Source organism: Enterococcus sp. 4G2_DIV0659, from assembly GCF_002140715.2.
Taxonomy (GTDB): domain Bacteria; phylum Bacillota; class Bacilli; order Lactobacillales; family Enterococcaceae; genus Enterococcus_L; species Enterococcus_L mansonii.
On sequence record NZ_NGLE02000001.1, the window covers coordinates 1376565 to 1390209 of the forward strand.

11 protein-coding genes are annotated in these 13645 nt (G+C 36.2%); 3 read left to right on the plus strand and 8 right to left on the minus strand.

All coding sequences use genetic code 11. From position 1 onward, the window contains the following. Positions 1-53 precede the first annotated feature (53 nt). Entirely contained in the window at positions 54-911 is an 858-nt protein-coding gene (locus A5880_RS06400; RefSeq protein ID WP_086331043.1) for an NAD(P)H-hydrate dehydratase, read from the plus strand. A 17-nt stretch (positions 912-928) separates the two neighbouring features. Here A5880_RS06400 and A5880_RS06405 read toward each other — a convergent pair whose 3' ends face one another. The 5 genes from A5880_RS06405 to A5880_RS06425 form a co-directional block, all read right to left on the minus strand. Then, complete coding sequence (locus A5880_RS06405; RefSeq protein ID WP_086331042.1) at positions 929-1750, minus strand: ABC transporter permease subunit; 822 nt, start codon at positions 1748-1750, stop codon at positions 929-931. Continuing rightward, positions 1747-2634, minus strand: coding sequence for an ABC transporter ATP-binding protein (locus A5880_RS06410; RefSeq protein ID WP_086331041.1), 888 nt, complete (start codon positions 2632-2634; stop codon positions 1747-1749). The genes A5880_RS06405 and A5880_RS06410 overlap by 4 nt, the downstream gene beginning before the upstream one ends. A gap of 136 nt (positions 2635-2770) precedes the next feature. Next, a complete protein-coding gene (locus A5880_RS06415; RefSeq protein ID WP_086331040.1) occupies positions 2771-3493 on the minus strand; it encodes a pseudouridine synthase in 723 nt (240 codons plus the stop codon). A gap of 187 nt (positions 3494-3680) precedes the next feature. Continuing rightward, positions 3681-4616, minus strand: a complete 936-nt coding sequence (locus tag A5880_RS06420) for an alpha/beta fold hydrolase (protein ID WP_086331039.1) — start codon at positions 4614-4616, stop codon at positions 3681-3683. A gap of 515 nt (positions 4617-5131) precedes the next feature. Then, entirely contained in the window at positions 5132-6781 is a 1650-nt protein-coding gene (locus A5880_RS06425; protein ID WP_086331038.1) for a putative polysaccharide biosynthesis protein, read from the minus strand. A gap of 458 nt (positions 6782-7239) precedes the next feature. Here A5880_RS06425 and A5880_RS06430 point away from each other — a divergent pair, with 458 nt between their 5' ends. Then, positions 7240-8763 carry a UDP-N-acetylmuramoyl-L-alanyl-D-glutamate--L-lysine ligase gene (locus A5880_RS06430; protein WP_086331037.1) on the plus strand — a complete coding sequence of 508 codons (1524 nt, stop codon included), beginning with the start codon at positions 7240-7242 and terminating at the stop codon, positions 8761-8763. A 64-nt stretch (positions 8764-8827) separates the two neighbouring features. Here A5880_RS06430 and A5880_RS06435 read toward each other — a convergent pair whose 3' ends face one another. The 3 genes from A5880_RS06435 to A5880_RS06445 all read right to left on the minus strand — a co-directional run bounded on the left by A5880_RS06435 (position 8828) and on the right by A5880_RS06445 (position 12356). After that, complete coding sequence (locus A5880_RS06435; protein WP_086331036.1) at positions 8828-9736, minus strand: AEC family transporter; 909 nt, start codon at positions 9734-9736, stop codon at positions 8828-8830. A gap of 113 nt (positions 9737-9849) precedes the next feature. Further along, positions 9850-11040: a multidrug effflux MFS transporter gene (locus tag A5880_RS06440; RefSeq protein WP_086331035.1), complete on the minus strand. Its 1191-nt coding sequence runs from the start codon at positions 11038-11040 to the stop codon at positions 9850-9852. A 527-nt stretch (positions 11041-11567) separates the two neighbouring features. Next, positions 11568-12356 carry a 7beta-hydroxysteroid dehydrogenase gene (locus A5880_RS06445; protein WP_086331034.1) on the minus strand — a complete coding sequence of 263 codons (789 nt, stop codon included), beginning with the start codon at positions 12354-12356 and terminating at the stop codon, positions 11568-11570. 294 nt (positions 12357-12650) lie between these two features. Here A5880_RS06445 and A5880_RS06450 point away from each other — a divergent pair, with 294 nt between their 5' ends. After that, complete coding sequence (locus A5880_RS06450) at positions 12651-13643, plus strand: serine hydrolase domain-containing protein (RefSeq protein WP_086331033.1); 993 nt, start codon at positions 12651-12653, stop codon at positions 13641-13643. Positions 13644-13645 lie beyond the last annotated feature (2 nt).

Consider the following 13645-nt stretch of genomic DNA (forward strand, 5'->3'; position numbering starts at 1 on the left):
TTACGTTAAAACAGCTTTATACTAAAGTTAACTCACCAAAGGAGAGGATTAAAATGAACGTACTAACACAAGAAGATTTGAGTGCAGTCATCCAGCCTCGACCGAAAAATGCTCATAAAGGAACCTTCGGACGTTCGGTCTTAATTGGTGGAAATGATACCTATGGCGGTGCAATCATCATGAGCGCAGAAGCTTGTGTCAAATCTGGCTGCGGTTTAACATCCGTTGTGACAGCAGGAAAAAACCACGCAGCACTTCATGCTCGTTTACCTGAAGCTATGGTGCTTGATTGGATGCTTACGCATGAATTAAATGATTTACTGAATACAGCAGATGTGATTTTGATTGGTCCTGGCTTAGGTTTAGATCCACACAGCCAGGAAATATTAAAGCATGTCTTACACGCCCAACACGCTTCCCAGTGGCTTGTGATAGACGGCTCTGCGATTACATTGTTTGCTCAAAATCATTATTCCCTAAACTATCCAAAGCAAGTTGTTTTTACTCCTCACCAAATGGAATGGGAACGATTAAGCGGATTTAGTCTCGCTGAGCAAACCGTTGAACACAATCGAATGGGTCAAAAACGCCTAGATGCAACGATTGTCTTAAAAAGTCACCGAACAGAAATTTATACCAACGACACACACTACAAAAATCCATTAGGGACACCTGCAATGGCAACAGGGGGAATGGGGGATACTTTAGCTGGAATGATTACTGGATTTTTGGCTCAATTCTCAGAGAAAGAAGCAGCCATCTGTGCAGCAGTTTATCTTCATAGCTTAATTGGAGAAGAATTGGGTAAGGAAAATTATGTCGTTCTCCCAACTGAGCTCAGCAAACATTTACCCACTTATATGAAGCGATTTGAGCATTCAAAAAATAAAGACGAGAGAAACGACTATTGATTTTCTCTCGTCTTTATTTATACATTTAAATCTTTTCGTTGATAAATTAAATATGTCCCACTTAAAAATAAAGCAATCAAGACAATTAACAGCACGATATGTCCTGTTGCTAAGCCTTTATCTAGCAAATTACTAGGAATCCCCATATGTGTTGGAGAAATATTTTTAGCCCAACTAAAGGAATCATTCAAATCAGAAAAAACGCCAATCAAGTAAAAACCAAACACAATCCCTAAAGAAATACTTGTGCTTTGTTTGCTTGACTTTATAAACGTTGAAACCAAGAATCCTAAGGTTAGAAAAAAGAGCAGAATCAAACTTTCTTGAAAAAATAGTTTACTGATTCCACGAATAATTGTTTCAGTAGAATCTGTCGATTGACGATACAATATTGTCGAACCTAAGGAAACCCCAAATGAGACAAGCCAAAAAACAGTTAAAACAAGTACATTACTCACCAATTTACTGGTAACGATTCCTGTTCGCGTGACAGGTTGAGCATATAAAAATTCAATCGTTCCATCTGTTTCTTCTTTAATTAGCGCTTGGCTACCTAGCATCATCGCATAGATGGCTGCCGCTAAAAATAGATATTGAAAATAATAAGCAAAAAAGCCCACAGAGACTAAAAAACTCGTTTGTCCATCTACACTAATATTGAATGTTTTTAATAAGGATGGAGACAACCCTGTAAGCTTAGCATCCAGCAGATCTTTCATTGCAGAGTTATGCATTTGGGGGTAGACGGCACTAAATCCAAAAATGATTACTGCAAAAAGAACCGTCCAAATAATCAATCCTTTAATCAATGATCTAGTTTCAATTTTAGCGGTAATCATTTTGTTTGCCCTCCTTCATACAATGCCATAAATTGATCTTCCAATTCTGGATTCGTGATGGTAAAATCTTTGATCGACGCATCACTTAGTAATGGCAATACCTCATGTAAATCACCTTCATAAAATAAACGAGTTTCGTTCCCTTGATGTTTCAAAATCGCTGCACCTATTTTTTCAAACAAAGACAACGGAATATGATCGCCAATCAATGTAATTACCTTACCTAATGATTTTTCTTGGGTGATATCTTGAACAGTAATAAGCTGTCCTTGACGAATAAATGCGGCACGGTGAGCATATTGTTGAATTTCATTTAAATCATGGCTCGATAAGAAAATCGTCATGCCTTTTTTATTGTATTTTTCTAGTTCTTCAAACAAGCGATGCTGCATCAAAGGGTCTAAACCATTTGTTGGTTCGTCTAAAATCAATAATTCTGGATTAGGTAAAATCCCTGCAACCACAGCAATCTTCTTTTTATTTCCTAACGATAGCTCTGACATTTTTTTCTCCACATCAATATCAAATAAATCAATAAAATAATCAATTTGTTGTTTGCTATTGTGAAGTTGGTGAAACTCAGCCACGTATTTAAGGACTTCCAACGTGGTCATATTCGGATAAAAGCGAACATCGCTAGAAACATAACCTGTTCGTTTTCTAATTTCTTTTGCTTCTTTTACACTGTCTAAACCAAGGATTGTCGCTGTTCCTTGATCTGGATAAATAAAATTCAGCATGGTTTTTATTGTTGTTGATTTTCCAGCCCCATTTGGACCAATAAACCCATAGATTTCACCTTGCGCAACAGACAAATCGAGATGGTCGATCGCTGCTTGCTTTTTATACAACTTAGTCAAACCCTTTAGCTCAATGGCATTCATTTTACCCCTCCTACTAACTGCTTTGTCATTAGCAGTATATCCCGACAAGAATGATTCCGTCAAAAAAATGTAATGAATGTTGTGATTTCATTTGAAATCGACAACTTCGATTACATTTCTAGTCATGTTTCATTCATTATTTTTTCCCTTTTAACCGCTCAAGTTCCTTTCCTGTCAGGCTTCTATATTCACCCAATTCTAGGCGCTCATCTAGCCATAAATCCCCCATACGCAATCGCTTGAGATACACAACTTTTTTATTCACAGCTTCCACCATGCGTTTTACTTGATGAAATTTTCCTTCTTGAATGATTAAACGGATCGATGATTCTTCGTTTATTTCATCTACCGACTCAATGGTAAGTGTACTAGGTTTGACCACTTCTCCATTGGTTAAAGCAAATCCAGCGGCAAATTGTTGAACATCTGCCTCTGTCATTATTCCTGCAACCTTTGCAAAGTATTCTTTGTCTACATGTTTTTTGGGTGACAGTAATTGATGAGCCAATTGTCCATCATTCGTTAAAAGTAATAAGCCTTCTGTGTCTTTATCAAGTCGCCCCACAGGGAATAAATCTTCTCTAAAATCTTCATCCTGTAATAAGTCGATCACCGTTTGATCCCTTTTGTCCTTTGTTGCTGAAATAACTCCTTGAGGTTTGTGCAGCATGTAGTAGTAGAATTGCTGATAGGTAAGCTGTTCTCCAGAAAATGTCACTGTATCTTCGTTTTCATTGATGTGCATTTTTCCATCTTTAACGATCGTTCCATTCACTGCGACTAAACTCTTTTTTAATAATTGTTTGACTTCTTTACGGCTGCCAACACCGGTATCCGCTAAAAATTTATCTAAACGCATAAAGTCCTCCTTGATCTAAGTTTTTAGGAAACGAAATTTCCTCATATTTTTTATCTTCTATAATTTTGTATGTGTCAGTCAGACTTGATTCATTGTTTTTTCTTAAAAAACACGATCTAAATTCTTCTAACTTTTTGGGAATGAATATCCGATCAATCCGTTCTATTTGATTACTGAAAATAGGATTTCACTCATTTTCTAACCATTCTAAAATCACTTGATTAAGTTCAACAGATTTTTCCTCTTGAATCCAATGACCAACATTTAAACTCTTAATGTCTATATTAGGTACAAAGTCTTTGATGTTTGGAAGTGGTGGAATAATATCTTTCTCGCCGTAAACCATCAATGTTGGCTGATGAAGAATAGGAGATACCTCAGCTAATAAATGCCAATTACGATTTAAATTTCTGTACCAATTGATGCTTGGAGTGAAGCCATTCTTATTGAAGGCTTTGATATAAACAGCAAGCTCATCATCGCTCATCACAGGTTCACCTAATGGCTTGGTTGCTTTAGCTAGATTAATCATTTCCATTCCTTCACCAGGAGCTTGTGAGGGTACGTTTTTTCGATATAAGTTATGAAGGAACTGTGAGGCATTTTCGTCCAATATAGCATCTGCAACACCTGGTTGTTTATTAAAATGAACAAAATAGTAATTATCTCCAAAAAATTCTTCCATAAAATCAATCCAAGGTTTCTCACCTCGAATTTGGTACGGTAAACATAGGTTAATCATTTTATGAACACGTTTTGGATGTAGCAACGCCATGCTCCAAACAACACTTGCTCCCCAATCATGCCCCATAAAAATGGCCTTTTCGTACTGATAGTAATCTAACAGAGCTACAAGATCACCCGTTAAATGTTCAATATCATATTTTGTGACCTCTTTAGGGCAAGAAGATTCCCCGTAACCTCGTTGATTAGGAATAATCACGTGATACCCTGCTTCTACAAGAGGCGTGACTTGATGTCTCCAAGAAAAAGCATGTTCGGGCCATCCGTGACAGAGAACAATAGGTCGTCCATAATTTTGTTGTCCAGCTTCAAAAATCTCTAGCTCCACACCATTCACTGCGATAAGTGTTGATGTTGGGAATTCATACTTGTTTGTCATTTAATATCCTCCTAATTTTTAAAAGCTGAGCAGGCACGTTCAGTTCTGACAGAAAAATAGGGAAATCTGAGAGTGACATTTTTTGTCACAACTGGACTTTATCTTTTTTCAAAAAACTTTCAATCCTTGAAGCTTTAACTCCTAGGATTTTATGGGGTCAAAACAAAGTGTAGCACTAGCCTGCAAAGCTAGATAATTAAAATAAAAGTGTCTTGCAACAACAATATTATCATGGAGGTTTGCCAACAGTCTGTCAGCTTTGAAATGAAAAATGCGCTTAACGATATTTTTCAGTCATCAATCTGAGCTTAGAAACCATTTTTGACGCTAAGCTATATAACTCTCCACAACTAAATATGAGAAAAAACACTCATTCTTTATCGTGGAATGGCTCTTTCTATAACTGTAATATCTTCTTTATTAAAAACATCCTCCACACGAATCTTCATTCCCTAACAGTATTCATAGTCAAAGCCAGGGACAAAATTAATTTTTTTGCTCCTGGCTTTACGTTTTTATTTTATTTTCAGTTTGCGACGAATCTTAACTACGCCTGATCCTAGTAACTTATCTGCTAGACGGAGTTTTAATGTAATGTAACCATAAACGCCTCCACCAAATACTCCTACAATCAAAATAATCAAAAATGATTGGAATTTACGCATAGGATCTAAAAATAGGTATAGGAATTGTCTCATCAACAAAGCGGCTACCATCATTACTAGAGTGATCAAAAATATCAATAAGCCCCGACGTAAGGTTAAACCAAAATTAAAGCGGCTGACTTTTTTGATTTTCCTCATGATCAATACGCAAGAGAATGTAAAAGCTATCATCGTAGCAATCAAGGGACCGTATACTTCAAACAGACGCACACTTGGATATTGAACTAATAACTTAAGTACTAACCCTAAGGTAAAATATCTAATTGCCGCTTTATTTTCATACATTCCCATCAACATCGTTGACGATAACATATACAGTCCCATAAACAAACCAGCAAAGCAGGCTTGAATCAAGACAGATACACCTAAATCATCTGGTGCATAAAACATTGTATATAAAGGTTTAGCTAAAACAATCATGCCAAATGTTGCAGGTAGCATCACAAACAGAAACAACTGCAAGTTATTGCTAATTAGTTTGGATAAATCACGATAATTTTTTAACGTAATCGCTTCTGTAATCAACGGTAATCCTGTCGCTGATATTGAGGTTGCTAAAGCAATAACGACCATCGTTAATTTATCTGGATTAGCGTTAAAAATGGCAAACAACGTACGTAATTGACTGCCAGAATACGTAGTAAATGTATTCATAAAATTAGAAAATGTAAACTGGTCAACTAACTTAAAGACCGTCACACCTGAACCTACAATAATGAACGGTATTGCTTCTTTTAACGTTTCCGTCAACAAATCTCGTGTAGAAGCTTCATGTTCATTGGCACTGTGTGCTTCAAGATAATCAAACATTGGTTTTTGCTTACGAATGTAGAAAAATAAAACAACGAAGCTAGCTAACATTCCGATAAATGCGGCTAATGTTGATTGCGTTACAGCACTAACATAGTCTCCTTTGAACACTTTCATAATGATGAACGCTGTTAATAACATATAAAAAACACGGGCAACTTGTTCTACAATTTGCGACAAAGCAAATGGCATCATATCTTGATTCCCTTGGAAATAGCCACGTACTACGCTCATACAAGGAAAAATCAGAACAGCTAAACTTAAAGCTCGCATGGTCGGTATCAGTTCTTCGCCTCCACCTGACCATTTAGCCAATAGCGGTGCTGCAAGAAACATAATAATTGCAGAAATCGCACCCAAAATAGCCATTAATTGGAGCGCTTTATAAAACAATTGCCTGCTTAGTTTATATTCATTCAATGAATTATAATAAGAGGTCTGCTTCGCAATTGCCGCAGGTATTCCTGCTGTTGATATTAATAAAAAGAGAGCATACACAGTATACCCCATTGAGGATAAACTATTTGCTTCATTGGCGTGCTCTCCCATCCATGCATACCATGGAATGATATAGACCGCACCCAATAACCGAGAAATTATATTACTAGCTGTCATCCATGCTGACCCTTTAACCATTTTTTCTTGGTTGGTCAAGATTGGTTGATCAGCAGGATTTGGTTGATTTATCATTTAACTCCTCCAACTTTCTTCAAACATGCTTCCTTTATTTTAATTGTTAAATCAAGTATATGCAACGACTTTCTCGAATAAATTCACTAATTTATTCTTTATCTACAGATTTCATCAAAAACAGTGACTACACATTTTTTAAATATCTAAAAACCAAGCGAACACTCCATTCTAAATTATTTGTTTTTCTTTTATATTCAGAAGAAAAACGCTTAAAAAAACGCTTGTTATTACGTTTTTTTCAGATTTCTAATAAAAATATCTATTATATATTTGTTATTTTAATAAAAGTTAAAAAGGTCGCGCATTGTTCAAAAGAATTTCGTTGTTCAACGATTTTTTTCTCTCTTAGCCAAGCGTCTTGAAGTTTTAGCATTTAAATTGTATGATAAATTCCTAAATAGTTTTTCCATTTAAAAACAGACGTTCAGATTTAACTACCACTTGGAGGCGTAATGATGACTATTTCTTTAGAAAAAATCCGTGAATGTTTACTGAAAGAACAGCTTTTAAAAGAATTTACTTCAGATTCAGGTTGGTCCTTGACGATCCCTGAGTCGTTAGCCAATAAATCATTTGACGCACTTTCCTACGATTCTCGTACGATTAGTGCTAACACTCTATTTTTCTGCAAAGGATTGAACTTCAAAGCAAAATATTTAGCAGATGCCGTAGCATCTGGTCTTGATGTCTATATAGCGGAAGAACCTTATGACGTTTCTGCCAAACTTGGAATTATTGTCACTGATATCAAAAAAGCGATGGCTGTTTTGAGTATGGCATTTTATGACTATCCCCAAAGAAAATTAAAGCTGATTGGTTTTACTGGTACCAAAGGGAAAACGACTGCGGCTTACTTCACAAAATTCATTCTGGATCATGCGACCCATCAAAAAACAGCGATGTTGTCTACTATGAATTCAACATTAGATGGACAAACGTATTTTAAATCTCATTTGACTACACCAGAATCTTTGGATCTTTATCAAATGATGGCAACTGCAGTCGAGAATCAGATGACGCATTTTATTATGGAAGTCTCTTCTCAGGCTTATAAAACTAATCGTGTATATGGTTTATTTTTCGATGTAGGCATTTTTCTAAATATCACACCTGATCATATCAGCCCGATCGAGCATCCAACATTCGATGATTATTTTTTCTGCAAACGTCAATTGATTGCCCATTCAAAAACGATTATTTTGAATCACAACTCAGATTATTTCCAACTTTTGAAAGAAACGGCTGAATTTTTGGAAACACCTTATATTACTTATGGTAATGGCACTCAAAATCAACCAGACATTGATTATACCTATCAAGCAAACACAGATGATTCTCTTACATTTACTGTTCAGTCAACGACTGATTCTTTACAGGTTGCAGGGGAGTATCAATTACGCTTAGGTGGAGACTTTAACAAAGGCAACGCATTGAGTGCCATTATTGCCAGCGCCTTAGTTGGTGCCGACCACACAGATTGTCAACAAGGAGTCAAAGAAACCACGGTTCCTGGAAGAATGGAATTATTGACGAATAAAAACGGTGCGAAGGTCTATGTAGATTATGCACATAATTATGACAGTTTAAAGAACCTTTTAACGTTTGTCAAAGAGGAACATCCTGATGGCCGTTTACTAGTCGTAATCGGCAGCACAGGAAACAAAGCCATTTCCCGGCGCAAAGATTTTGGAGCAGTTTTATCAGAGCTTGCAGATATTGCTATTTTGACAACAGACGATCCAGCCGATGAAAATCCAGCCGATATTTGTGCAGAAATTGCGACACACATTACAAGTGATATCCAAGTAGAAACGGTAATCGATCGAGCTGAAGCCATCAAAATTGCACTATCTCTGAGCAATCCTGAAGATGCGGTTGTTTTAGCCGGAAAAGGGGCTGATTTATATCAAAAAATTAGCGGCAAAGATACACCTTATGAAGGTGATTTTGTGATTGCAGAGCACTTGATTCATCAATAAAATATATTTCTAAAGTAGTTAGCTTTTTCAAAAATTAGCTAACTACTTTTTTCTCTTCCATCACTTATCCCATCAAAATCATCACAAGTGTCATTAAAACTAAACTAATCAAAATGCTCAAAGAAGAAGTAAAACCAACCGTTTCTTCCGGCATCCCTGCTTTCACACTATTGATGACTGAAAATGTCGGCATCGGTGCTAAACTTAATACCACTAAAACAATTCGCAACATCGGATCTAACGGGATAACAAAAGCAAACAGCAATGCTAAGATTCCGCCACATACATAACGCCAAGCTAGGACTTCTTTAACTAACTGCAATGCTTTTTTTGGTAATCGTAATTCAAAATATAACCCGATCATAAACATAGATAAAAACCCATTGGCTTTAGCAATCATTTCTAGTATACTCACCAATTCGTTTGGTAATCTCACTTGAATAATTCCTAGCACTAACATGACCATATATGCCGTAAATGGGACAGATTTAAATAAAGATAAGATAATTTTCTTTAATGTCGTCTCTTCTTGTGAACCGATCATTTTATCAATCAACAAGGTACTTCCACCAGTTAACATCACGCTATTTCCAATATCAAACATTAATAAAAAAGGAACCGCTAACGGATAGAACCCTTGTATAAAAGGCAAACTAAAATTCCCGATATTATAACCAGACATCGAATACAATTGAAATTGTTGTTCTACACTCGATCTCTTTTTACTCACTCGACTGCCAACTAAAATAACCACGATATTCAATATAATTCCCATTGCCAACAAAAAAAACAATGTGCCTGAAACAGCCGCATTCGCTAGACTAACAATCACTGTCGCTGGTAAGGTGATATTCACTATAATAACCGATAACATTCCGCCGTCAGCTTTTTTTAATAAACCAATACGTTTCATCAAATAACCTAAAAATATCATAAAGCAAAAACCAAACGCTTGTATTAAAATCTCTTTCATCGAAGTGCCTCCTCTTGTCTCCTTCTAACAGTACCACAAGTAATAGGTTTCATTCAAAAAAACATCTACGCAAACTACACGCAGATGTTTTTTATAGCTATCCTTTTCGCTTCTTAGTTCATTTTCATCAGATATTTCCACGCCAAAACAAACATACAACTAGCAATTACAAGAAAATATAGCGGCATTGCTAACAATGTACCATTGTGAAATTTACTCATGCCAAAAGTAAACACACTAACAAGCAAATAATACCCCAAACTAAAGAGTGCTCCTGCTGAACCGATCACCTCTTGAAAGTCCACCAAAGCCAAACTAAGACAATTTGGCAAAGCCATTCCTGTCCCAGTTAATACTGTAAAAATTCCAACTAACATCGTCCAAAATTGAATAGTTTTCGGAAAAATTCCAATCGCAACAAACACTAAAAAAATCGTTCCGATAATAACAACTTTAAGCCCTAGAAGAATAATTCTTTCAGGCTCATAAACAGACAATAATCGCTTGGACAACAACGCACCAAAAATAGATGCACCCGCAACACTAATTCCCAAAAAGCCGTAGGTTGCTGTAGATAATTGAAAATACTCAATAAATATAAAGGGCGCTTCTGCATAGTAGCTAAATAGTAACCCATTGATTGCACCAATTAAAAAGCCATACGTCAAAACTTTAGGATTTGTGAGCAAGCGTTTAATAATCGGCAATAACTTTACCGGCACTCGCTGCTCTGGTTGAAATGTCTCTGGCAAACGTAAAAATGCATAGCTGAAAACCAACACACTCATCACAACCAAAGCAAAAAAGACCGATCTAAATCCTAAATACTGATCAATAATCCCGCCAATTAACGGACCAATCGCTGGAGTAAACGCTAACGCGGCAGAAATTTGAGCAAATAAAGCATGGCGTTTATTTCCTGAGTAGCTTTCTCGTAAAATCGTCTGCGTTACCACCGATCCTGTACTTGCGCCAAAAGCTTGAACAAAACGAGCGAATAATAATGGACCGATCGCCCCAGAGCTAAAACAAAGAAAACTTCCCAAACCATAAACAACTAATCCGTAAAGCATTGCCTTACGACGTCCAATAAAATCAGATAGCCACCCCCAGAAAAACACACCAAAGGCAAAAGCTAAAAAATAAACACTTAATGTTAACTGCACCGCCGACATCGAGATATTAAAATCACTTGCAATATCAGGAAGCGACGGAGTAAAAATCGTTTCACTAATTTGCGGAAATCCTACTAAAACAATCAGTAATACTACTGAAGGTACGTGAGTTTTGATGCTTTTTTTCAAGAAAATTCCTCCTAAATTAAAAGCGAAGTGGGCTTGTTCAGACTCGAATGGAAAATAGGAAAAAATGACTGAGGCGCTTTTAGCCTCTTTCAGGTTTTATCTTTTTCCCGAGAGTCTAGTCCACTTCGCTAGATACCATTAAAAGCGAAGTGGGCTCGTTCAGGCTCGTTTGGAAAATAGGAAAAAATGACTGAGGCGCTTTTAGCTTCTTTCAGGTTTTATCTTTTTCCCGAGAGTCTAGTCCACTTCGCTAGATACCATTAAAAGCGAAGTGGGCTCGTTCAGGCTCGAATGGAAAATAGGAAAAAATGACTGAGGCGCTTTTAGCCTCTTTCAGGTTTTATCTTTTTCCCGAGAGTCTAGTCCACTTCACTAATTCATTAAATTAAAGGGGTGAAAAAAAACATCTATCTCCGGGAAGCGGCGGGAGCATGATCAATATTAATTTATAGGTATCCATCAGCTGTTCACTTCCTTTTCTTTCGTTATATTTCATTCACGTGTATTATAACATATGCATGTTTTCTTTATTTAAATAGATTGCCCACAAACTCAATGGTTTGATCTGAAGGCTGTCCAGCCATCGCTTGTGCATTTTGGCGATTAAGGTCTCCTAAAATCATTGAACGGGTCTTACCAAAGTTTTCAAAGATTTCATCCATACATTCTTCTGGGGTCATTGCAGCTGCTAAGGCCGCTTTGCCAGCTTCAGTATCAGGCAGAGATTCTAAGAAACTTGGCGTAATCGTTGAGCCTAAAATTGGAACCATAACATCTACATTGGTCTCTAACATTTCAAAACCTACAGCTTCGGTCATTTTAATAATAAATGACTTTCCAGCACCATATTGAGCAATATAAGGCGCACCAGTTATGCCAGACATTGAACCAACATTAATAATTCCGCCTCGATTTTTTTCCTTAAATAATTTTGTATAGTAATGGAAATATTTCATAAATGACACAATATTAACGTTGATCATTTTTTCTTCTTGTTCCCACGTTTGTTCGTATAACGGACCAAATACGCTTAAACAAGCAACATAAGAAACAAAACCAACATCTAATTTTTTTGTTTGATCAATAATTCGTTCAATTGATCCATCCGTAGATAAATCTTCTGTTACAACCTGATAATCTACTTGATAGCCTTCTTTCAATTCTTTGCCTAAACTTTCTAATGCTTCCGTTCTTCTGCCAATCAATACAACGTTTAATCCTCTTTCAGCTAATGATTTAGCCATTGCTTTTCCAACACCATCAGTGGCACCAAAGATAATGCCCCACTCACCATATTTTTCTTTAAACTCTGACATTTTTTCCTCCTCCTTCTAAATTGAACTGTTACACAAGTTTTTTGCCATCTTTTTTCGAGATACTGACTTGTAGCTATAGATCTGTTTTCATAAATCGCCATTTAATTACGTTTGTTATTATAATTGTATATGTAATCGTTTTCTGAATCAATAGTTAAATTTATCGAATAACGTTATCCCATTTTATTCTATGTCTGTATAAACTTTGCTTAAAAATCTATAACCTTTAGGAACAATTAATGATAAACTGATCGTATACACTGGAAATGAATTATATTAAAGGAGTGATCAAACATGGATTTAACTCAATTTATCGCTGATGATTTTAGCGGCTTTATCAGTATTACTTCTGAGCAAAAATCATTATTTACTAAAGCTTACGGTTATCGTGACTATCCAAATAAAATAGAAAATGAATTAGATACGATTTTTGGCACTGCCTCTGGCGGAAAAACATTTATCGCTATTGCAATCATGAAACTACTGGAAGAAAAACAACTTGGAATCGATCAACCAATTACTGAGCTTCTTTCAGCTTCATTGCCTAATATAGATCCACAGGTGACCATTCATCAACTACTCAATCATACTTCTGGGATTGGTGACTACTATGACGAAGAGGTCATCACTGATTATGCTGAATTATGGACTGATTTTCCAAATTATAAAATACGTAAAAATAGTGATCTGCTTCCTCTTTTTATCCATAAAAAAATGATGTATTCCCCAGGAAATAAATTTCAATACAACAATACCGGATATGTTCTTTTAGCGATGATTATTGAAGAATTGACGCACCAAGATTTCGATAGCTATCTAGAGGAAATACTTTTCAAACCAGCTAACATGAGTTCCACTGGTTATTATGCTTTAGATCGGCTACCCGCTAATACAGCCAATGCTTATATTTTTGATTCAAAATCAAACGAGTATTATAGTAATATTTATAGTATAGATGCCAAAGGTACTGGCGCTGGCGGCTGCTTTACTACCTTAAAAGACCTTGAACGTTTTTGGCAAACTCTTTTCAGCGGAAAAATCATTTCTACACATGCGGTAAATTTGATGCAGACAACACAAGGCTCTGATTATTATGGCTATGGTTTTTGGCTTGCTACAAAAAATGCGGTCGCTTTTCCTTATATGCAAGGACAAGACCCTGGAATCTCATTTATTTCTTCTTATAATCAAAACACCGAACTGATGATTACGATTATGAGTAATTTGGGTCAAGATGTTTGGAAAATGCATCGTGGCCTTTCAACAGAATTATCAGGTGAAGAATGAGC

Excerpts from the sequence above, each read along its gene's own strand:
- A5880_RS06435 (WP_086331036.1), bottom strand. The coding sequence starts at position 9,736 with ATGAAAGAGATTTTAATACAAGCGTTTGGTTTTTGCTTTATGATATTT.
- A5880_RS06450 (WP_086331033.1), top strand. The coding sequence starts at position 12,651 with ATGGATTTAACTCAATTTATCGCTGATGATTTTAGCGGCTTTATCAGT.
- A5880_RS06405 (WP_086331042.1), bottom strand. The coding sequence starts at position 1,750 with ATGATTACCGCTAAAATTGAAACTAGATCATTGATTAAAGGATTGATT.
- A5880_RS06445 (WP_086331034.1), bottom strand. The coding sequence starts at position 12,356 with ATGTCAGAGTTTAAAGAAAAATATGGTGAGTGGGGCATTATCTTTGGT.
- A5880_RS06425 (WP_086331038.1), bottom strand. The coding sequence starts at position 6,781 with ATGATAAATCAACCAAATCCTGCTGATCAACCAATCTTGACCAACCAA.
- A5880_RS06415 (WP_086331040.1), bottom strand. The coding sequence starts at position 3,493 with ATGCGTTTAGATAAATTTTTAGCGGATACCGGTGTTGGCAGCCGTAAA.
- A5880_RS06400 (WP_086331043.1), top strand. The coding sequence starts at position 54 with ATGAACGTACTAACACAAGAAGATTTGAGTGCAGTCATCCAGCCTCGA.
- A5880_RS06420 (WP_086331039.1), bottom strand. The coding sequence starts at position 4,616 with ATGACAAACAAGTATGAATTCCCAACATCAACACTTATCGCAGTGAAT.
- A5880_RS06430 (WP_086331037.1), top strand. The coding sequence starts at position 7,240 with ATGACTATTTCTTTAGAAAAAATCCGTGAATGTTTACTGAAAGAACAG.
- A5880_RS06410 (WP_086331041.1), bottom strand. The coding sequence starts at position 2,634 with ATGAATGCCATTGAGCTAAAGGGTTTGACTAAGTTGTATAAAAAGCAA.